Here is a 19,911-nt window from a genome sequence, read left to right as displayed (position 1 = left end):
TTTCGTAACATTAAAATAGCTCTATATAGTTTCTTAATAACTTAAGACCATTTGTCTGGCTTAATTCGGGATGAAACTGAACTCCAGCAATATTGTCAATTTCAAAACTAGCAACAAATTTTTCTCCATATGTACAAGTAGTTTTACCTATATCTGCGTTTGAACGCATCCTGAAACTATGAGTAAAATAGTAATCTGGCTCAGGATGTATACCAGAATATAGACGACTACCTTCAAACGGATTCACTTGGTTATACCCAACATGGGGGATCTTTAACTTTGTTGAAGCAAATGCCTCAACTATTCCATCAACCAATCCTAACCCTGAATTAAATCCACTCTCTGTACTTGAATGTCCCATAAGTTGCATACCAAGACAAATACCTAGAATTGGCTTTCCTTCCTCTAATACAAGCCTTCTAAGACAAGACTTCAGATCGAGTTCGTTGATTTTATTCATTGCACTGGCGTAGTTTCCTACGCCAGGCAATATAAGTTTATCTGCACTTTTCAATACGGAGACTTCATTAGACAAACTAATATCATTGTAACCAAGATAACGAATAGCACTAGTTACCGACTTTAGATTCCCCATGCCGTAATTGACAATGACTAATTTCATATTTCGAATTCTTCACCTACTTTGAATCGAGGTTGCCAATAACCATCAATTTTTTCAAACAAATCTTTATTTGCATATTTATCTAGTACAGAATCAAACTCTTCTTTTGACATTCCGTAGTAATCTAAATACAAATCAATAAACTCATGAGGGTATTGGTTATCGTATGCCATTACTAAATTCAGAGCTTGATCACGGGTCATTGCTCCGCGTCTAATTTCAATACCTGCATCTTGTGTTGCACGACCAAAACCGAACTTTAAGTACATTAAGTAAGCATGAAGCGAATATAATGCTTGGTCATTTTGAGCAAAATTAGTAAATGTGCCCGCAGTCCCCTCTTCTTTTTCCTTTAAACCACAATATTCTTTAGCCACTACATAATTTCGGTATGAATCCCATGCTTCATAATAAGACCAATGAGTAAATGCAAGATCATGGCTTTTAACTTGTTCATCAGTCGGGAAACGCCAAAAAGCTAAATCACCTTCACTAACATCCCTATCATTAAGTATGATATCAAAAACCTTATCATATCCTCCCTCAAAATATACTCGTTTCATATATTCAATATTGTATAGTGGGTTATTCTTACTTTCTGTAGACCCACCATACTCAACCTCACCATCTTCACCGTAAAAAATTAAAGGTATATTAAAGTTCATCGCAGTCTGAATTACAGCTGTTTTTATAGCAATCAGCCATCCATAATAAGGAAAACCTTTTTCAATAAAACCTAGCTTATTCAACTTCTGCATGACTTTAGCGTTGGGTGAAATATGAATATGATTGAATCCGGAGTTAATAAAATTAGATAAGTTTTCATCACCTAATTCAAGACTCAGAGCTGGGCGAACAGTAATGGCCAATGGGTTCATACCATATTTATGTTTTAATGTATAAGCAACATAAGAACCATCTTTACCACCACTAACCGGAACAACACAGTCAAAACCTGTACCATTAGATGATCTATATTTGTCCAATAGCATTTTTAGTTCTTGTTGTCGCGGCGTCCAATCTATATTCTTTTTCTCTCCAGACCAAACACAAGCATTACAACGCCCTTCATCATTAAATTCAATTCTTGGACGTGTCGACATATTAAGGCAAGTTTTGCACCAAAAAATCTTCTTCATTATTTTAATCTCCAAAATATTTATAATACGAAACCGTCATCGACGATTATATTCTGTCCATTGACATAGCGAGCATAATCAGACAGCAAATAAATTATTGAACCAATTACATCGCTTACATCTAACATTCCTTTGCCTAAAGTTTGGCGTTTGTATGCCACTAAAAAATCATCAGGCTGATAATCAAAGATACCTCCAGGGCTCACACTATTTACCCTGAACCGACTATCCTCAACATAAGCTGTCACATATTTACATAGATGTAATAGTGCTGATTTGATTGCAGCATATTCAACAGGCATAGTCATTTCTGTATTCTCATACACTTCAAATTTTGGTGCTACAACTCCATAAACTGACGAAATATTAACTAAAGAAAAGTTCTTTTTCTCTCGCTTAAAATATGCGGCACATTGTTGCATAAATAAAAATGATGAACCGAGATGTAATGAAAGATTCTCATTAAAGCTATCAAGATTTACATCAAAAAAATGGGCGCCGTAATTCTTATTTCTAGGATAAGTACAATTTACCGCACCTGTAAGTTCAGTTAAATTTTCAAAAAAAGACTTCACAGCTACTTCGTCTGTCACATCAAGTGACTGAAAGCTTAATGAATTACTGTTTACATCAATATTCATCTCTGTCAAGCGGCTTTTTAGTTTTTTAACATCTAAATCAACTGCAAGAACTCTACTATTGTGATGTAACAAAGATTCTACAACTTTAGAACCGAGCAGACCGGATGCACCAACAACTAAGGTATACTTATTATTCAACATGTTTTTTATTTTCCATTAGTATTGCTTCAGCGAGCATGAAATCGTAAATATCATCAATATCCACGGCGCGCTCTTTCGGTACTTCAATACTGGTGACGTTACCAGAAAAAAGACCGTAATGGTTCAAGACAAACTCGGGCGTGGTGGCATAAACAACGGTGGTGATATCAAACACAGCTGGCGCATCTTGACGGCGAGCCACTTCTCCCTGCGGCTTGATGACCAACTCGACCATGCCTGAGTCGGTCTGCTTGACCATATTGAAAAAGGGGCTGCGGCTGGCTGGGGTAACTGAGATACAGATATCTGCGCCCACGGTCATTCGCTGCTGGATGGCATTTTCGATGTCACTGACAGCCCGCAGAGGCGCTGTTGCTGGCAAGCTAATAAAGCCGTCAAAGTCGTCATAGTTCGCACGTACCCATTCAATTGCATGCCGCCAAGAAAGCCACTCTGGACTGGTATCACTCGCCAGTTCAGCAGGACGGTCGATCACGATCGCCCCGCCATTCCTCGCTACTTGCGCAATTTCGGCATCATCGGTGGAGACAAATACCTGCTCAATCGACGGAGCGGCCAACGCACTGTCAATCGAATAGTGCAGTAAGGGTTTGCCAGCAAGTGGTTTAGTGTTTTTTCCTGGCAGCCCTTTTGAGCCGCCACGAGCAAAAATAAATGCATAGTTTTTCATTGGATATGGACCCTTTACGCCATCTAGCTCACTGTGATGGGATAGCGCGTTTTGATTTGTGCAATCAGCTCAAGGCTTTTGGCCGCCTCATCAAGCGACACACACTGACTTGATTGGCGATGGATATGAGCAACGAAATCCAGCACCATCGCCGTGTACATTTGGTTTTTATCCCAAGCGGGTTCGCTGTAGAGTACTTGTGTACCTTGCGCACAAACAAAGCGGATCTCATTGCTAATCAAATCCCACTCTAACGCGCCTTGGCTGCCGACAAAGCGGCATTGGCGATACGCTTTACGCTGCAAAAAATCGAGATGCAGGTGCACAACCGCGTTTTGCTCAGTACTAAGCAGCATATCGGCACTGTCTTCAACTTCCAGACCAAGCTCTTCGCTTTGGCGTAAAATAGCATGCTGCAAAGTCAGTTCGCCCAATAACCATTGGGTATAATCAAACTCATGACTAAGCTCTAAAAGGGCGCCGCCGCCTAACGCCGCTCTGGCTGAAACACTCTCACGGTAATCTTTGCTCGGGCGCCAATCAGGCAGATACTGGCCAATCTCGACATGAGCATGATAGACCTTCCCCAACATTGCAGATGAAAGGTATTTTTTCATCTCGATCGCAGAAGACAAGTAGCGTAAGCAGTATCCTACGGCCACAGGCGTTTGGGATTGCGCGGCCGCCTCTTGCAGCGCTTTTAATTCGTCGAGCGTAGCGGTGACTGGCTTCTCAATCAGTACGGCAATACCCGCTTCAATCAAGGGGATGGCATGCACCGCGTGAAAAGGGGCCGGAGACGCAACAATCACCAGTTGAACCTGTTGCGCGATCAGCGCATCAATCGACTCCACCAGATGATCGGCGTCACTGACTATCTCGTGCGGCATACGTCCACTAGCTGACATGGCATAGAGCTGAGCATGAGGGAAAAGCTGTTTAAGGTTACGACGATGGCGAGTGGCAATATTGCCCAGTCCAACAACGGCAACGCGTTCCATTAGTCCAGCCCCAAGGTATGAATGTCGGCCTGAGCGCGGTTGAAATCGTCCATTCGACCAATATCCAGCCAATATTCGTGGATCGGGAACATCAAAATCTTATCTCGCTCTTGCATATGCTGCTCAAGCAGTGTTGGCATATCAATGCGATAATTTTCTGGTACCGATTGAATCACCCGTGGCGAAACCACATAAATGCCCGCGTTGACAAAAAAGCGCTGAATGGGCTTTTCCACCATACTCGTGATTTTATTGCCTTCGCCATTAATCACCCCATAAGGGATCTGATAGTCGTACTCACGTACGCACATGGTGGCATCGGCGTCATGACTGACGTGAAAATCCAGCAAGCGCCGAAAATCCACTTTGGTCAGTACATCACCATTCATCATGATCAGCGGTAAGCCTTCGGGCAGATCTTTCGGCAATAGACCAAGCGCTCCACCTGTACCCAGCGGGGACTGCTCATGCACGTAAGTAATATTCACCCCAAGCTCAGAGCCATCACCAAAATGCGCTTGAATCAACTCGGGCATGTAATGAGTCGAGATATAGAAATTGACGAAGCCCGCTTTGATAAAACCACGGATCACAGTTTCAAGGATCGGCTTGCTGCCTATCTTTAGCATCGGCTTTGGGCAATTATCAGTTAAAGGTTTTAATCTTGTTCCAAAGCCACCAGCCATAATAAAAACTGGATTTTGATATTTTGGTTTATCAACTAAGGCATCATGAAGAGTTTCCAATCCAACAACGCGTCTATTATCAACAATTGGTACGAATAAGATATCCAAATCTTTCATTTTTTGTAGGACAACTTCTTTACTCGTATTGGAAGAAAGTATAAATGGTTTTCGGTTAATAATCGGTCCTACATTGTCAGTCAAGCCAACCCCATCTATCAAACCTCTTCTCACATCACCATCTGTAATCACACCTATCAAGCTTCTATCTTTATCGACAACGATAGCTACTCTTAACGCTTCTGAATTAATAATCTTGAGAGCATCCAACACTGTTGAATTACTATCTAATATGGTTTTCTCCCAATTATCTGTCATTGTTAATCCGTTTTCTTATTTGACATTTACTATCGATGACCAATTGGCTTTCAGTTATATCTTTAATAATTAAAGCCCCAGCACCTATAACAGAATTATGTTTTATTTTAACATTTGGAACAATATTAACACCACCTCCAATATAAACGTTATTACCGGTGGATACATGACCGCACAGCACTGCACCTGGTGCAACATGATTAAAATCACCAATTTCACAGTCATGCTCTACGATTGCACCGGTATTAATGATGGTGTGAGATCCGATTCTAGCACCAGCTTGAACTATTGCTCCAGTGAGTACTTGACCACCAGATTCGACTTGAGCAAAATCAGAAACGTGTGCAAACTGAGATATGACAGACTCAAACATAAAACCATGACGAGAGTAATACTGGCTCAATTTTTTTCTAAAATCAGATCTAGGTAACGCTCCGATACCATTAACTAAAAGAATTTCATCTCTGGAATAATTCAAAACGTCTTCGTCATTTCGGTAATGTCTCAAACCCTCAAAAGCGGATCTGTTACTTATATCGTCTGGTGAAACAACCCCAAGAATCTCTCTACCCTGAGAACGTAAAAGGTCTACCAACACGCTTGCGTGTCCGCCTCCACCAATAATAATTAGCGGTTTTAATCGCAAATTACTCAACTATTAAATCTCCAACTTGATAACTATTGGTTGCAGACTTGTTTAATAATTCCCAGTAATCATAGGGGGATTTACCTGAACCTGGTCGTTTAACTGTCAAATTATCTTCCGTAAATGCTTCTCCTACTCGAATAGCTTTTTTAGCAACCAAACTTTTTCGTGCTACAGCTTTGTTTCGAACTTCAGAGACAGTTGGGCTTTTTACCGCGGAACCCAGTGCCACTTCCACTTGACGAATCGCTTTCACCATTGCAGCAAGTTCATCGGGTTCAAGTGAGGCTTTGTGATCGGGGCCTTCCATACTTTTATCAAGGGTAAAGTGTTTTTCAATCAACACCGCGCCGCGCGCCACTGCAGCAATGGGGATAGCGATCCCTTCGCTGTGGTCAGAATAGCCCGCAGGCAAATCAAAGGCCTTGCCGAGCGTATCCATTGCTCTAAGGTTGATTTCTGCCATCGGCGCCGGGTATTCAGTGGTACAGTGCAGAATGGTCACTTTTTCTTTAAGGGCTTTTTGCCCCACCTCAGAGGCGTAAGCTTGCTGAAAAGCCAGTACCGAGGGCACTGCGTTGTCCGCCGCCGTGTAACCAAAGGCAATAACCCCGAGCGCCATTTCGATCTCGGCCAGTGTCGCCATCCCGGTGGAGACAATCAAATCACAGCCAGTGCGTGCATGCTCAAGCACCAAAGGCGCATTGGTGAGCTCGCCTGAGGGCAATTTGAGACGCTTTAATCCGAGATCGTTGACGAGGAAGTTGAGGCTTTCAGAGTCAAACGCCGTCGAGAGAAACTCAATGCCTAGCGACTGACAATGTTTGACTAACTGGTGATGAGCGGCATAGGACAGCTCAAGACGGCTGAGCATGGCTAGCTGCGACTCTTGTTTTTGCGTATTGGCCACTTGGTAATCAGCTTGCTTGGCTTGCTCAGTGACTAAGTTCTTCGCTTTAAAGGTTTGAAACTTAACGATGTCGGCGCCGGCTAGATGCGCAACATCAACAAGCTGAAATGCCAGTGCCTCGTCGCCATTATGGTTTACGCCCGCTTCTGCAATGATTAGAGTCATGCTGCCTCACTCAATCGGTTCAAATGGTAAGTCGTAAAATGATTTACAAGGTTCAAAATGAAGTGATTTGATCATCGCAATCACTTGTGCACTGCTGTCACCCTGACCATAAGGGTTGTCGATGATGTCGTCCTCTGCCTTATAGCGTCTTGAGACCGCAATTTCGATCATCTGTTCAATATCGGCTTGGCTCACCTTGCAATGCAACACGCTTTTCGCTGCTAAACGCCCTTGCTGACGTACGCCGATATTGACCGTCGGCACATCAAAAGCGGGCACCTCGATAATACCACTGGATGAGTTGCCAATCACAGCGCTAGCATGTTTCACGGCGCTGAGATAACGCACTTGCCCCAGAGAAGGGATAGCAAGCACACGTTGTGGGTTTGCAGCCGCGTACGCTTCGAGCATTGGAATGATGCGCCTGCCGCCATCATCGGCATTCGGATAAGTGAGGATCACTTGATGCTCAGGGTAGGTGTCGAGTGCATCGAGCAAAGCCTGAAAACTGGCTTCGGGCGCTTCCTCGCCTAAGGTAACGGGATGGTAGGTCACCAAGAAGTACGGCTGAGTCAGAGGGAAGTTGAGAGATTGAGCCAGAGCAGGCACATCCATAAACCGCGCACGCTTAAGGTGGTCAAGCCCGATTGCCCCAATATTTTTTACCCGCTCTGGCGCTTCACCCAGTTGGATGACACGCTGGCGATACGCTTCGGTCGAGGTGCCATGCAGATAACTCAGCTTGGTGATTGCATGACGAATAGCGTCGTCATACGCGCCTTCAGTGATCTCCCCACCATGTAAATGAATCACCGGAATACGCAGAATCATCGCCGTTTGCGCCGCAGCGAGTGCTTCAAAACGATCGCCAAGAATCACCAGAACGTCTGGGTTAAGCCGTGCCAACGCATCGGCAAATCCTAACACACCGAGCCCCATGCTTTTGGCGGTGCCTACTGCCGAATCCGATGAAAGTAAGATTTCGATTTTCTCGTCGATATGAAAGCCATCTCGCTCAATTTGCTGATAGGTTTCGCCAAACTCAGGCGATAGATGCATACCAGAAACCAGCAGTTGAAGCTTCAGCTCCGCATCGGCTTGAATATCCTTTAGAAGCCAAAAGAGCAGACCGTATTCTGCTCTTGTTCCGGTAAAGACGGCGACTTTTTTCTGATGTTCGCTCATGCTTGCTCCCTCACCTAAGCGCCAACGGGCGTACTCGGTAAGTTAATCAGGTGTGCTTCAATAAATTCTGAATGGGTCAAATCCCCGCGCAGGGCTTGTTCGAACATCGGCAAGCGATGCATAAGCTGCCAGATTGGACGAGTCATCACTCCTGCAGCATTGGTCTGCTCCAGCAGTTCATTACGCTGCTGTGCATCAGCGCAAATGATGGCATTGAGCCAGTAGTTGGATTGTGCGTATTCTGGCTCTACTACAAACGTAACATCGCTTCCAGCAAAAAACTCTTGATATTGATGCGCCAATTGGCGTTTTTGCGCTAGATAGCACTCCAGCACTTCCATCTGCGCGCAGCCCAGCGCCGCATTTAAGTTCGGCATACGGTAGTTGAACCCTGGCTCATCGTGGAAGAACTCATACGGGTGCGGCACTTTCGCCGTCGTAGTCACGTGCTTAGTGCGTCTACCCGAATCTTCCGTGCCACACAGCACCATACCGCCGCCACCCGTGGTAATGATTTTGTTGCCGTTGAAGCTCACAGCACCAAACTCACCAAGCGTTCCAGTGTGTTTACCCTTGTAAAACGAGCCTAGACTTTCTGCTGCGTCCTCGACTAACGTGATGTGCCACTTCAAACAAACGGCAATCAGTTCATCAAGTTCGACAGGATGACCGAAGGTGTGCATCGGCACCACCGCTTTGATTCTTCTGCCCGTTTGCTTATGGATGCAACCTGCCTCAGTGACTTGCGCATGCTCTTCCAAGAAAGCACTCACCGCTTTAGGACAAAGGCCCAGACTCACAGGCGACACGTCAACAAAAATCGGCTCGGCCCCCATATGATAAAGCGCATTGCAAGTTGCAACGAACGTAAGCGCTTGGGTGATCACCAAATCGCCCCGCTCAACGCCCGCCATGTACAACGCAGCATGCAGCGCTGCGGTGCCATTAACGGTGGCAACCGCGCGGGCACTGCCAGTAAAGGCTTCCATCTTGCGCTCAAACTCATCAACAAACTTACCGACGCTGGAGACAAACGTGCTTTCAATGGTTTCCATCACATACGCTTTCTCATTGCCCGCAAACGTCGGGGCATGCAATGGAATAAACTCTTGGGTTTGGTATTGGTCGCGAACAAACTCAACCAGCCGTGGTGCTTTCATGCTTCGCCCTTACATCTTGCTATCAAGGTATTTGCCCGTTTCTTTGTGACCGAAATCAGGGATCATGGTAAAGAATAAGTCAACAATTTGCTCTTTCGTCCATTCTCGCGCCGCCTTCATTTGGCCAATCTGCGTTTCAAACAGACTCAACAACTCTGGCTGATACAGAGGGTCGTTTTTGATGATGCCCAAGTTTTCAAAGCGTGCCATATCGAGCACTTCTTTGTCAGTGAAAAACTCTTCAAAGTCTTTCTCACCTGTCGTGTCACTTTCGGTAAAAAGACAAGGCCATTTTCCTTGCACGGGTAGTGTTTTGGCGAGCTCACGCGCTTCATCTTCATTGGCACACAAGTGAGGCTCGTAACCACGTTGCTTGAGGTACTTCACTGCAATATCGGCAAAGGTGATCAGATGCAGCGCTTCACTCAGTTTCGGGAAGAAAATATCGCGGTTTTCGCCAAAAATGCACGACATGAGGCACAGCTCGCCAGATTCTTGCGGCGTTACGAAATAACGCTTGATGTCGTTTGGTGCGACAATCGGCTGATTTTTTTGAATACGTTGGTTAAAGCCGTGCAACAGAGAACCATCAGAAAAGGCCACATTGGCAAAGCGGGCTGTCGAAATAGAAATCTGTTCACTTTTGCGCATCAAAAACATTTCCATAATGCGCTTCGACGCCCCCATCATATTGACTGGGTTGGCCGCTTTATCGGTCGAGACACAGAAGTACTTTTTAACGCCAGCATCAATCGACTGTTGAATCGTCTTGTCAGTGTTGAATACATTGACATCGATCATACGCATTAAGGTAAATGGGTCTTTCTCACTGCGAACATGCTTGAGGGCAGAGAGGTTTAAGACATAATCATACTGACCATCGGCTGTGATAAAGGCATCATACTCAATCGAACCGATGTCCAAAGCGAAGGTTTGGAAGTCTCCATCGATATAACCAAATGAACTGCGAATATCGCGTACCAACTCCACCATGTTGTTTTCACTGATATCGACAACATGCAGCTTTTTAGGATTACGTTTAAAAATCTCTTTTGTTACTGCTTGACCAATCGACCCTGCACCACCTAAAACGAGAAAGCTTGATTGCGAAACAATTCGTTTTAACTGTTCATTATGAGTCGTAATATCATTTAAAAACAACTCTCTTTCACGTCCAACTAAAGGTAATAAATCGATCATTCTCTATCAATTCCCAGTCACTTTCTTTGAATTTAATTACATCTACAACTCAAAAAAATCTAACACAAATAAGACTGTTTCATTCGTTACAAAGCAGTCGATTCTTAACTATCCAATGAAGACATTAAGTTTTCCATTTCCGAAAACGGTCCCAATGGGCTTTTAATATATTAACCTTAACTACCTTTTCTAAAAAAATATCTGACAAGAACAGTCATCATGGCTAATATACCACCTAACATGGTACCCAATACGCAAATCACAGCTCGCCTTGGCTCCGCCTTTTCTTCTGGAACAAAGGCTGGGTCGATTGTTTTAAATACATATTCATCACGTACTTCGGCAAACATTATCGTTTTAGCCTGTTCTTCTACCAACTTATACAAGATAGTACGAATATCGGCGACATTGGTGAGTTCGATCTGTTTATTTAAAAACTCGGTACTACGTGTAGCCTCTACTACATCTCTCTTTTTCATGGTGAGGTTAATATCAGCTATCAGCCAATCTATCCACTGTTTAGCAATGAATGGAGATTGATGTTCAATTGATATTTTCACCATTCCTGTTTCTTTGTCTTTGTTGACAGCAAGAATACTTGAAAATACTTTGTAGGCTTCTTGTTGCGAAGGTTGTGGTTGAAAAGGCAGGTTAATATTACGAACCCATGTCTTACTTTGTTCGTTATATATATTTGAGTCAAATGATAAGCTGTTGTCAGCCATATTCCACTTATCAACTGCCATTAGTTCAGGCAAAATTTGATGTTTTTCAATAAACTCACCGATAAATTGCCTTGACTTGAGTACTTCAATAGCCAATTGCGTCTTGTCTGTGCCACCGTTGCCACCTAAATTGATCCCAGCCATACTGGCAAGGCCACCAAATTGGGAAGCAAGCCCGGCTAGCCCTCCAGCCCCCTGCTCTTCAGATGCCGGAGCTAAAAGTGCTTCCGATTTATAGATATTCGGCAGCATAAGTGCGATAACCACAGAGGCAACGGCAAATACCAGAGTGACTCCGGCAATTAACCATTTCCCTTGCCAGATTACCGAAATGAGCTCACGGATATCTATTTCGTCATCTCTCATCGTGTTCACAGCGAACTGTGCATCTGGATGCTGTTGAGGAGTAATTTGTGAAGTCATATTTATGTCTATTTTTATACTGTATTAATTCTGTTCTAGAGCCTGAAATCACGGCTCTAGAACAAGTTTGTTATTAAGAATTACAACCCTGAAATTGTCGCTACTGCCACAGCCGTGTTGTAAATGATCTGTGTGACTTGACTCCAGAGCGTCAGGTTATCCTTATACTCTGTATCCAGGGGAACTATGATGGTATCTCCTGGTTGCAGATTATCTTCACTGCTAAACCACATGGAACGTTTGGGCATCATCACAGAACCATCTGCTTTAATCACATAAGTTCTATCTTCGTCGGCACGCTTACGGGCTCCACCGGACATATTCAGATACTGGTCTAACGTGAGACCTTCCTTATACCTGTGGGTCGATGCATGTTGAACTTCTCCCATAACAGCTATGGTCTGTTTGGTTGAAGGCACGTAGAGGATATCTTGATCTTCAAGCTGAAGGTCGGCTTGGGTAATGCCCACGGAGATAGCAGGTAAGTCAACAACCAGTCGGCCAACAGCTTTAATGCCTTCAAGATCTTTAAGCATCAACTGAGCATCTGCATAGTTGACCACATTGCCATCTTTGGAAACGCCTCGAGTGGCAATATCACGCCGAAGTTGATCGGCCAGTTTTTTAATTTCCATCTGCTCTTGTTTGCGAACAGACTCACGCACAAACACGGCTGATGGAAGATAAGCGTATTCAGTAAAGCCGCCAGCTCGTTGAATAACATCCTGTAGTGTTTCGCCGCGGCGGATGTTGTATACGCCAGGGAACTTCACTTCACCGCGTATTTCAACAGTTTGATGTTCCTGCCAATCAGGCGTAGTCATTACTGTCAAAATATCCCGCCCTTCGAGAGGCAAATCAGCTGCTTTGTTACCTTGTAGAGCCGTAGTCAAATCAACTGTCTTATGCACTATCGATGAGCCAGTAGCATCTGTAATGGTGCGGGTTAACTCAGCTCTGGCTGTGTAGGCACCTTCCTTTAGGCCGCCAGCGGCTTCAATCAAAGAACTGACTGAAGCATTGACACTTAAAGGATACATACCTTCGTGGCGCACTTGGCCACTGACAGCGACTATTTTAACGCTGCTGCCTGCGCGAGCCTGGGCGTTAAGTTTGCTGATAACCGGATACAAAAGCTCGCTGCGGTTCATCATATAGCTGTACTTAACCAGATCTCTATCATCGAAAAGATTGGTAAGCATCTTGCTAACTTCTGCTGTAACAGCTTCCTGTTCAGCCTTTTGTGCTTCTTCTAATTCTGTATCACCGGTCGCTCCATCATTAACTACGACGCCTGCAAGTTCAGTACGCTTGTTGAGGCGCTTGTTTTGCAGGTCGTTGAAACCCGCCTTGAACAGATCAGAACCCAGCAACGAATCGCCGGTAAGCGAAGTGACTTTAGCAACTCTTTCTTTAACCAGCTTGTTCAGCTCATATCTGTTGATGCTGTCATCGCTAAAGTTAAAGATGATCAACTTATCTCTTGGCTGTAGTGCCAGGTTCTCACCGGCGTCCTGGTGCACTATTGCTTTGCCAGGTGCGAATTGATAGACCTCGATATTGCCATAATCATCCACTTCGCGAAGCAGGATGGCGTAATCTAGATCTGCTGAAATTTGTAAATCGGACCAAATAGACTTGAGGATGTCATTGACTTTTAAGCCTTCATGCCATTGATATTTCCCTGGCCGAACCACAGCACCAACCAAGGTAATTGCATTATCATATTGGCCCGAGGTGCCTTTAACTCGAATAACATCACCGGCCTTGGCAAGCGTTTTTTGCCCTTTAGCAGACGTCAAATCAACCGTGAGCAGCGACTTAAGCCCTTGGTCATTGTAACGCTCAACCACACTGCCTTTAGGATAGGAACCCGGTTTAGCCCCGGCAGCCATATTAACGACATCGCCAAGGGTCTCTCCTCCTTTGAGCTCATAAATTGCCGGACGGCGAACTTCACCGGCCACGCTGACCAGGCCACCTACTGGAGGAATGAAAACCACATCACCAGATTGCAGACGCATATCGCCTGAGGCATCGCCGCGCATCAATAAATCATAAAGGTCAAGAGTACCAACCAGCTTACCACCACGCTTGAGTTGCACTTTACGTAATGAACCAATTTCGTTGACGCCGCCGGAGACAAACAGCGCCTGTGTCATGGTTGACAGGCTGGATACAGTATAAGAGCCTGGTTTATAGGCATCACCGGCCACAAAGATACGGATAGAACGCAACTCTCCCATGGTGATATTGGACTCAATGCCTATCATCTGATGCTTGATGCGCTTTTGCAGCGTGTCTTTGGTTTCCGCAAAGCTCAAACCCGCCACACTAATTGGGCCAAGCTCAGGGAATTGCACTGTACCGTCACGGTTGACAGTAAGAGTAAACTCCCGATTATCTTTACCGAAGAGTTGTACATTCAGAGTGTCTCCAGGCCCCATAAGGTATTCACTGGGAACAGGGACATCTGAAACTGGGGCAAAAGTGCTGGGTTCACCTTCAAACAGAGAATAGCCAAATCGTTCTAGCTCTGCCTTGTCTGCCGCAGCGGTAAAATCCAAGCTGTGCTTATCTTGACTGCGGCGATTATTCAGCTCTCGCCCTTGGCCATTTTGATATTGCCAATTTTCTTGATCATTACCTTGAAAATTCTGCTGTCCTCTGGGGTAAACCAACTGTGGGTTTTCCAGTTTCTGACTGCCGCTGTTACTGCTACCTCTAAGCATGGCGGGATCAATACCATACTGTTTGGCTAACCTTTCCTGCTCAGCACGAGGCAAATTTTTGAATTGTTCAATCATCTGAGGAGATGGCGTAATTGCCTGAGCTTGCGAGCCAAGCAAAGCCAGTGCTCCTATACTCGCTATGATGAGTTTTTTGGTTTTCTGTAACACCAGTTGTCTCCGTAATGGTGAGTAACACTAAAAATCAAATGAACCTTGCAACAACAATAAAAACCGGCTCGGGTGTAGTAGCTCTCCCAACCAGGCCTTCATCTCAGGTCAATGTTCCCCAAAAGTGGATTCTGTATATCAAGCATTGGTAATTAGATAGGACTTGTTGCCAGCTGGAAAGTATGGAAATTGTCCATACTGATAGCTTTCAGACACAACCGTTCCGCGTGGCGCCCAGACGGCTTCGGCGTTCACTAAGAATATGAAATTATTCATATTCTTGTCTTTCAGACACGCTACCGTTCCGCGTGGCGCCCAGAGGGCTTCGGCGTTCACTAAGAATATGAAATTGTTCATATTCTTGTCTTTCAGACACGCTACCGTTCCGCGTGGCGCCCAGAGGGCTTCGGCGTTCACTAAGAATATGAAATTGTTCATATTCTTGTCTTTCAGACACGCTACCGCCCATGGATTTCGGCCTCCAAACTGCCCTTTGCAATGCAAAAATTTATATTTTTTAGTAAGTTAGGAATGCCATTCAAATAAAATAACATTCCTACCCTGTACCGGCTCTTACTTTAACCGGGGATTATACCCCACACCAAGGTGTGACACAGATCGAAAAACGCTCAACTCTCAGAGCACTGAGTAATTATTCAATTTGTATTCTAAAATAGGGATGGCTTGCCCAACCAGAATCCATAACAAGTTGATTTCCATACAAAACGAAATACGGTTTCAAGATTAACAAACGTTGGATTTGTGTAACAATGGCAAATATCTCACATACCAGATGGCTGATTACGCACATACGGCTCTGATTGCACTTTGTTCAACTGTGATGCTCTTATGCTGGCCAAGGAAGGTGAACAATACCTTGCAGCGGGTATCACCACACTTCTCTGCGAAAATTCCATCAAAGTCTGCGAATGGCCCTTCGGTGAACTGTATTTTATCACCAGACTGCAGGGGCTTTTCTGTGATCAAAGGCGTAGCCAATTCACGTTGTTTGAGCTGAATGATCAGTTGTTCATCTATTGGCAGTAGTTTCTCGCGGCAGTTGACTAAATCAGCAACACCACGAGTAGATCTGAGCTGACGAACACTGGTCTGCTCAGGATCAAACTTGATGAATATATAGTTGGGGAACAGAGGTTGCTTACGAACGACAGTCTTGTTTTTCTCTTTTTTTTCGCTCCGCACCATCGGCAAATAAGTCTCCAGCTCTTGGAGCGTTAGATTCTGTTGTGCCCTCACTTCGCTGCGAGGTTTACAGTACAAAAGGTACCAGGCCTTCATGGTGTTCTCACTACTTGGTTTCTGTCGGGTGACGTCCTATCACAGCGGGCAATCATATCAGACATGACTTTGCGATTGAAAGCGAATTTCAGACCACGCCTTCACCCCACTTTAGTCTAATTGAAATTGCGAACTATTCCAGCACAGCTCCGACCACTACTAGCCTAACAATTGTTCACAAAGCAGCCGCCTCGGGGGGCTAAAATTGACTTTGTTGCTGAATCCAGAGTATATAGGGTGGGCTTTGTTGCTTTTGATGAACAAATTACAATACAGAAAACCAAAGCCTCAATCACAGCGCATTAAAAGATATGCCCATAACACTTTACAAAACAGTGTGATGTTAACGGCAATACAGCTGGGATAAAAACAATCGCTTTCTGTGTCGACTTTTGTCACACGGCCAATTAACAATTTAAGGTGGAAGACTTCATGAGCTTAGCAAAACCCAAGGGGACGATGCTCGGGCATCCCAAGGGATTGTTCCTGCTGTTTACAACAGAGCTTTGGGAACGATTCAGTTATTATGCGATGCGAGCCATTCTGGTTCTGTATCTGGTTGATCAGGCCAACTCTCAAGGCGGTGGACTGGGTTGGACTCAGGCCGATGCACTCTCACTCTATGGTACCTTTACCGCGTTGGTTTACCTTACGCCTCTCATCGGCGGCTGGCTCGCGGACAACTACCTCGGGCAACGTAAAGCGATTTATATTGGTGGTGCGCTGATGGCTATAGGTCAGTTTACCCTGGCAACGCCTCACAGCATGACTCCCGGCCTTGAAACCATGGTGTTTTACATAGGTCTTGGCACTCTCATCATAGGTAACGGTCTGTTTAAGCCTAACATTTCAACTATGGTAGGCGATCTGTATGAAGAAGGTGATCATCGTCGCGATGGCGCCTTTACTATCTTCTACATGGGTATCAACTTAGGTGCGGCGCTTTCTGGTTTTGTCGTTGCCTGGGCCTATACCAACTTTGGCCATAAAGAAGTCATCGATGGTGTTGAAACTACCATCAACAACTGGCAAGCAGGTTTCATGTGTGCCGGTATCGGTATGGTACTGTCGCTGATTATTCAATTCCTGTTTGCCCAAAAGTTATTGGGCGACATAGGTACAGTACCTTCTGCCAAGCTTGAACGTGAAAAAGACTTGGCCCGCGGCCAGGTACGTAAAGAACCACTGACCAAGGTAGAACGTGACCGCATTAAAGTGATCATGGTGATGGGTCTGTTTACCATCATCTTCTGGGCGGGTTTTGAACAGGCCGGTGGCTTGATGAACCTATTCACCAATGAGTTTACCGACCGCTTTATCGGTGCCTGGGAAGTGCCGACAACTTACTTCCAGTCGCTGAACGCCATTTTCATCGTGGTTTTTGCCCCGGTTGTTGCTTCTATCTGGATCCGCCTGGGTGATAAGGAACCTAACTCACCGGTGAAATTTGCCCTTGGTCTGGTTCTGTTGGCTATCGGCTTCCTGTTTATGATTGGTGCCGTGCTGGAAATGGGTGGTGACGCCTCAGCCAAGTCCAGCATGTGGTGGCTGGTTGGTGCCTACTTCTTCCACACCATGGGTGAGCTTTGCCTATCCCCTATAGGCCTGTCTATGGTAACCAAACTAGCTCCCTTGCGTATCGTATCTCTGATGATGGGAGCATGGTTCCTGTTTATCGCCATGGCCAATAAGATAGCCGGTGTAGTCGGTTCCTTTATCGGCCACGGCGGCGAGAAAGAAGAACAGCTGGCCAACGCCATGTCTATCTTCTCCGGCATTGCCATCACCGCAGCTATTTCCGGTGTGATCCTTTATTTCATGGCTGACAAGCTGGTTGACTGGATGCACGGCGCTGAAAGCAAAATCCATGATCATTCTGAAGAAGAAGCTCTGGAACAGGAAATGGCTGTAACCGGCGAGCACGAAGCCATTAAACGCTAATTCTGATATATACAAAGAAGGCTGCAAAATCTGCAGCCTTTTTTATTAGAATTTTTCACAGTTTTAAGTTCAAGCCAATTAGTCGGGATTAAGGCCATTAAAAGGCCAGTTGCAGGAATCCACCTTGAGGTATTTTAGGATTAAAAGTCAGCCCCAGGAATTTATCTTGCTGAAGCAGTTGTCTGTGCTCTGCCTCACTGGTAACAATGCAGAGCCTTTCACCTGGCATTAAACTCCGGAACTGAGTCGCCGGCTTGCCCCACTCCAATAACCCCAACTGCAGTGAATCTGCCAACGCCAGAGGTGTAAGACCATCCTGGTTACGAATGTAGCATCTCAGCCCCCTGCCCGCCTGGGCAATAGCCGCGCGATAACTATCAAGCTCAATCGCGATGTAAATCATGTCGCAATAGAGATCCAGCCCCGACTTGACCAAACGATCATTCAAATAGCTGAGCATATTGAAAGGTTCTATCACCACAGAACTGACACCGTTGCGATTCAGTTTCAGCTTTTGATTGACGAAACTACGCATCAACACGCTGGCAAAGGCGGCCCTGTTGTCTTCCGGGTGAAAGTGGGCCATGTACATGATGAGGTGGTTATTCCCAACCATAGCCGAGTCGATGAAGTAAGGGCTTACCTGCTCATGTTTGAACAAGCTATAGTCCAACCTGGCCTTGGGATATTCAATACGGCTTGCGGGGAATAGCTGTTGCTGCACACACCTGGCCGCTTCAGCGTTTTGCTCCAGCAGTGCCAGGTTTTCGTTCAACTCCATAAAGGAGAGCTCTTCCACATCTCGATTAAGAGTATTTTGTTCCTGCTCAGGAGCCGTAAGACACTGATTAATGGCGTGCTCTATGCTATAGAGATCCGATACGGGTTTAACCAGATAGTCACTGGCGCCAATTCGCAGCGCCTCGACAACATCGGCCATAACCTGGTTTCCGGAAATCACAATGGAAGGAATGGCAGGATTGATACGCGACATGGCTTTAAGCATTTCCAATCCCCCCATTCTGGGCATGGAGAGATCGGCTACAACCACATCATACTTTTGGCTTTTAAAGCTTTGCAGTCCTTGTTCACCATCCTCGGCTTCAACAACATTAGCGCCTCTCCCGGTAAGAAAGGCAGCAACGATATTGCGAAAGACGGGATCATCCTCAACCAGCAGTACATTGAGACTGTTCAGCGCCATGGTCAATTCCCCGCAGGTTTCAATCGCCGGTAACGAGTGACCGTATCAACCACCTGCGGGTAAGCAAACAGATGGTGGGTTACTCCAGTTCCTGCATATATTCATCAAGCAACTCGTCTTCGTCCTCATTCGAAGGCACATTGCCATCGTACACCTTATAGTCCATGTGCTGTATATAAGCGTCTTTAACAAAAGTGTATGGATCGAGCGCGTTGTCTACTAATCTTTCTTGATCTATGGCAACAGAACGGGCGTGGAGATTCTTCAGGCCCCACTTGATAACTGACTGCCACATTGTTAATTCTGACAATGGAAAGTATAGACCATCCACCCAATCTGAAGCGAGTTCACGGGTGACGTAGGGGCCGAAGAATGGCGCCATAAAGTAAGGACCATTGGGCACTCCGTAGTAACCGAGCACTTCGTTGAAGTCATCCTGTTTACGGGGCATCCCCATCATATCGGCGACGTCAATCAAACCAAGCAAACCCACGGTCGAGTTAACGGTAAAACGGCCACCGGCATTCAACGCCCAACCCCACTTGCCCTGCAATGTGTTGTTGACCAAGCTGTGGGGCTCTTCCAGGTTGAGAACAAAATTGTTGAGACCTGACTTGACCGGCATAGGCACATAGTCGTTGTAACCATGAGCAACCGGACGATAGAGAAATCTATCCAGATACAGATAGTTGAAGTCCCACATGACACGGTTGAACCCTTCTATCGGATCCCGCGGGTCGTTATAACTGATGCGCACATCCTGTGTATTGTTGCTTTCGCCACTCCCTGCAGCCACTGCCGAATGCGCACTCAGGGCAGCCACAACCATCAGAATCCATTTAAACTTCATATTGCTC

18 protein-coding genes are annotated in these 19,911 nt (G+C 45.5%); 1 reads left to right on the top strand and 17 read right to left on the bottom strand.

Annotation, left to right across the window (positions count from 1 at the left end; genetic code table 11):
- Positions 1-10 precede the first annotated feature (10 nt).
- From hisH to rfaH, 15 genes are all read right to left on the bottom strand, one after another.
- On the bottom strand, positions 11-622 hold the full coding sequence (gene hisH, locus N512_RS0101430) for an imidazole glycerol phosphate synthase subunit HisH (RefSeq protein ID WP_028779158.1): 612 nt from the start codon (positions 620-622) through the stop codon (positions 11-13).
- Positions 619-1,761 (bottom strand): N-acetyl sugar amidotransferase, encoded by a 1,143-nt coding sequence (locus N512_RS0101425; protein WP_037473808.1) that lies wholly within the window; start codon positions 1,759-1,761, stop codon positions 619-621. The genes hisH and N512_RS0101425 overlap by 4 nt, the downstream gene beginning before the upstream one ends.
- Before the next feature lie 20 nt (positions 1,762-1,781).
- Positions 1,782-2,543, bottom strand: coding sequence for an oxidoreductase (locus tag N512_RS0101420; RefSeq protein ID WP_037473806.1), 762 nt, complete (start codon positions 2,541-2,543; stop codon positions 1,782-1,784).
- Positions 2,533-3,234, bottom strand: a complete 702-nt coding sequence (locus tag N512_RS0101415) for an acylneuraminate cytidylyltransferase family protein (protein WP_028779155.1) — start codon at positions 3,232-3,234, stop codon at positions 2,533-2,535. The genes N512_RS0101420 and N512_RS0101415 overlap by 11 nt, the downstream gene beginning before the upstream one ends.
- A gap of 23 nt (positions 3,235-3,257) precedes the next feature.
- Positions 3,258-4,235 carry a Gfo/Idh/MocA family protein gene (locus tag N512_RS0101410; RefSeq protein ID WP_028779154.1) on the bottom strand — a complete coding sequence of 326 codons (978 nt, stop codon included), beginning with the start codon at positions 4,233-4,235 and terminating at the stop codon, positions 3,258-3,260.
- Positions 4,235-5,296 (bottom strand): nucleotidyltransferase family protein, encoded by a 1,062-nt coding sequence (locus N512_RS0101405; protein WP_028779153.1) that lies wholly within the window; start codon positions 5,294-5,296, stop codon positions 4,235-4,237. The genes N512_RS0101410 and N512_RS0101405 overlap by 1 nt, the downstream gene beginning before the upstream one ends.
- Positions 5,286-5,951 carry an acetyltransferase gene (locus tag N512_RS21940; protein ID WP_037473803.1) on the bottom strand — a complete coding sequence of 222 codons (666 nt, stop codon included), beginning with the start codon at positions 5,949-5,951 and terminating at the stop codon, positions 5,286-5,288. Before N512_RS21940 ends, N512_RS0101405 begins: the two co-directional genes overlap by 11 nt.
- Entirely contained in the window at positions 5,944-7,017 is a 1,074-nt protein-coding gene (neuB, locus tag N512_RS0101400) for an N-acetylneuraminate synthase (RefSeq protein WP_028779152.1), read from the bottom strand. The genes N512_RS21940 and neuB overlap by 8 nt, the downstream gene beginning before the upstream one ends.
- 6 nt (positions 7,018-7,023) lie before the next feature.
- Entirely contained in the window at positions 7,024-8,202 is a 1,179-nt protein-coding gene (gene neuC, locus N512_RS0101395; RefSeq protein ID WP_028779151.1) for a UDP-N-acetylglucosamine 2-epimerase, read from the bottom strand.
- Positions 8,203-8,216: 14 nt separating this feature from the next.
- Positions 8,217-9,362 (bottom strand): LegC family aminotransferase, encoded by a 1,146-nt coding sequence (locus N512_RS0101390; protein WP_028779150.1) that lies wholly within the window; start codon positions 9,360-9,362, stop codon positions 8,217-8,219.
- 9 nt (positions 9,363-9,371) lie between these two features.
- Entirely contained in the window at positions 9,372-10,562 is a 1,191-nt protein-coding gene (locus N512_RS0101385; RefSeq protein ID WP_028779149.1) for a UDP-N-acetylglucosamine 4,6-dehydratase, read from the bottom strand.
- Positions 10,563-10,738: 176 nt separating this feature from the next.
- Positions 10,739-11,710 carry a Wzz/FepE/Etk N-terminal domain-containing protein gene (locus N512_RS0101380; RefSeq protein ID WP_028779148.1) on the bottom strand — a complete coding sequence of 324 codons (972 nt, stop codon included), beginning with the start codon at positions 11,708-11,710 and terminating at the stop codon, positions 10,739-10,741.
- A gap of 80 nt (positions 11,711-11,790) precedes the next feature.
- Positions 11,791-14,610: an SLBB domain-containing protein gene (locus N512_RS0101375; protein WP_028779147.1), complete on the bottom strand. Its 2,820-nt coding sequence runs from the start codon at positions 14,608-14,610 to the stop codon at positions 11,791-11,793.
- Between the two features lie 138 nt (positions 14,611-14,748).
- Positions 14,749-15,048 (bottom strand): hypothetical protein, encoded by a 300-nt coding sequence (locus N512_RS0101370; RefSeq protein ID WP_028779146.1) that lies wholly within the window; start codon positions 15,046-15,048, stop codon positions 14,749-14,751.
- A gap of 363 nt (positions 15,049-15,411) precedes the next feature.
- On the bottom strand, positions 15,412-15,909 hold the full coding sequence (rfaH, locus tag N512_RS0101365) for a transcription/translation regulatory transformer protein RfaH (protein WP_025011089.1): 498 nt from the start codon (positions 15,907-15,909) through the stop codon (positions 15,412-15,414).
- A gap of 432 nt (positions 15,910-16,341) precedes the next feature.
- On the opposite strand from rfaH, the gene N512_RS0101360 reads away from it, so the two are divergent.
- A complete protein-coding gene (locus N512_RS0101360; RefSeq protein WP_025011088.1) occupies positions 16,342-17,850 on the top strand; it encodes a peptide MFS transporter in 1,509 nt (502 codons plus the stop codon).
- Between the two features lie 97 nt (positions 17,851-17,947).
- Here the strand turns inward: N512_RS0101360 and N512_RS0101355 are convergent, their stop codons facing one another.
- Together N512_RS0101355 and N512_RS0101350 are read right to left on the bottom strand one after the other, a co-directional pair.
- Positions 17,948-19,054: a response regulator gene (locus N512_RS0101355; RefSeq protein ID WP_025887451.1), complete on the bottom strand. Its 1,107-nt coding sequence runs from the start codon at positions 19,052-19,054 to the stop codon at positions 17,948-17,950.
- A 79-nt stretch (positions 19,055-19,133) separates the two neighbouring features.
- On the bottom strand, positions 19,134-19,904 hold the full coding sequence (locus N512_RS0101350; RefSeq protein ID WP_025011086.1) for an MlaA family lipoprotein: 771 nt from the start codon (positions 19,902-19,904) through the stop codon (positions 19,134-19,136).
- Positions 19,905-19,911: the final 7 nt, after the last annotated feature.

Origin of the sequence: Shewanella sp. 38A_GOM-205m (assembly GCF_000518445.1) — a bacterium.
Lineage (GTDB): Bacteria > Pseudomonadota > Gammaproteobacteria > Enterobacterales > Shewanellaceae > Shewanella > Shewanella algae.
The sequence above is the reverse complement of the archived record's forward strand: the minus strand, read 5'-3'. Positions and strand labels throughout refer to the sequence as shown.

What these genes read in the sequence shown, in the direction of transcription:
- N512_RS0101425 (WP_037473808.1), bottom strand. Translation starts at nt 1,761, where the DNA reads ATGAAGAAGATTTTTTGGTGCAAAACTTGCCTTAATATGTCGACACGT.
- N512_RS0101385 (WP_028779149.1), bottom strand. Translation starts at nt 10,562, where the DNA reads ATGATCGATTTATTACCTTTAGTTGGACGTGAAAGAGAGTTGTTTTTA.
- N512_RS0101360 (WP_025011088.1), top strand. Translation starts at nt 16,342, where the DNA reads ATGAGCTTAGCAAAACCCAAGGGGACGATGCTCGGGCATCCCAAGGGA.
- N512_RS0101390 (WP_028779150.1), bottom strand. Translation starts at nt 9,362, where the DNA reads ATGAAAGCACCACGGCTGGTTGAGTTTGTTCGCGACCAATACCAAACC.
- hisH (WP_028779158.1), bottom strand. Translation starts at nt 622, where the DNA reads ATGAAATTAGTCATTGTCAATTACGGCATGGGGAATCTAAAGTCGGTA.
- N512_RS0101405 (WP_028779153.1), bottom strand. Translation starts at nt 5,296, where the DNA reads ATGACAGATAATTGGGAGAAAACCATATTAGATAGTAATTCAACAGTG.
- N512_RS0101420 (WP_037473806.1), bottom strand. Translation starts at nt 2,543, where the DNA reads ATGTTGAATAATAAGTATACCTTAGTTGTTGGTGCATCCGGTCTGCTC.
- rfaH (WP_025011089.1), bottom strand. Translation starts at nt 15,909, where the DNA reads ATGAAGGCCTGGTACCTTTTGTACTGTAAACCTCGCAGCGAAGTGAGG.
- neuC (WP_028779151.1), bottom strand. Translation starts at nt 8,202, where the DNA reads ATGAGCGAACATCAGAAAAAAGTCGCCGTCTTTACCGGAACAAGAGCA.
- N512_RS0101355 (WP_025887451.1), bottom strand. Translation starts at nt 19,054, where the DNA reads ATGGCGCTGAACAGTCTCAATGTACTGCTGGTTGAGGATGATCCCGTC.
- N512_RS0101370 (WP_028779146.1), bottom strand. Translation starts at nt 15,048, where the DNA reads ATGAACAATTTCATATTCTTAGTGAACGCCGAAGCCCTCTGGGCGCCA.
- neuB (WP_028779152.1), bottom strand. Translation starts at nt 7,017, where the DNA reads ATGACTCTAATCATTGCAGAAGCGGGCGTAAACCATAATGGCGACGAG.
- N512_RS0101380 (WP_028779148.1), bottom strand. Translation starts at nt 11,710, where the DNA reads ATGACTTCACAAATTACTCCTCAACAGCATCCAGATGCACAGTTCGCT.
- N512_RS0101350 (WP_025011086.1), bottom strand. Translation starts at nt 19,904, where the DNA reads ATGAAGTTTAAATGGATTCTGATGGTTGTGGCTGCCCTGAGTGCGCAT.
- N512_RS0101410 (WP_028779154.1), bottom strand. Translation starts at nt 4,235, where the DNA reads ATGGAACGCGTTGCCGTTGTTGGACTGGGCAATATTGCCACTCGCCAT.
- N512_RS0101415 (WP_028779155.1), bottom strand. Translation starts at nt 3,234, where the DNA reads ATGAAAAACTATGCATTTATTTTTGCTCGTGGCGGCTCAAAAGGGCTG.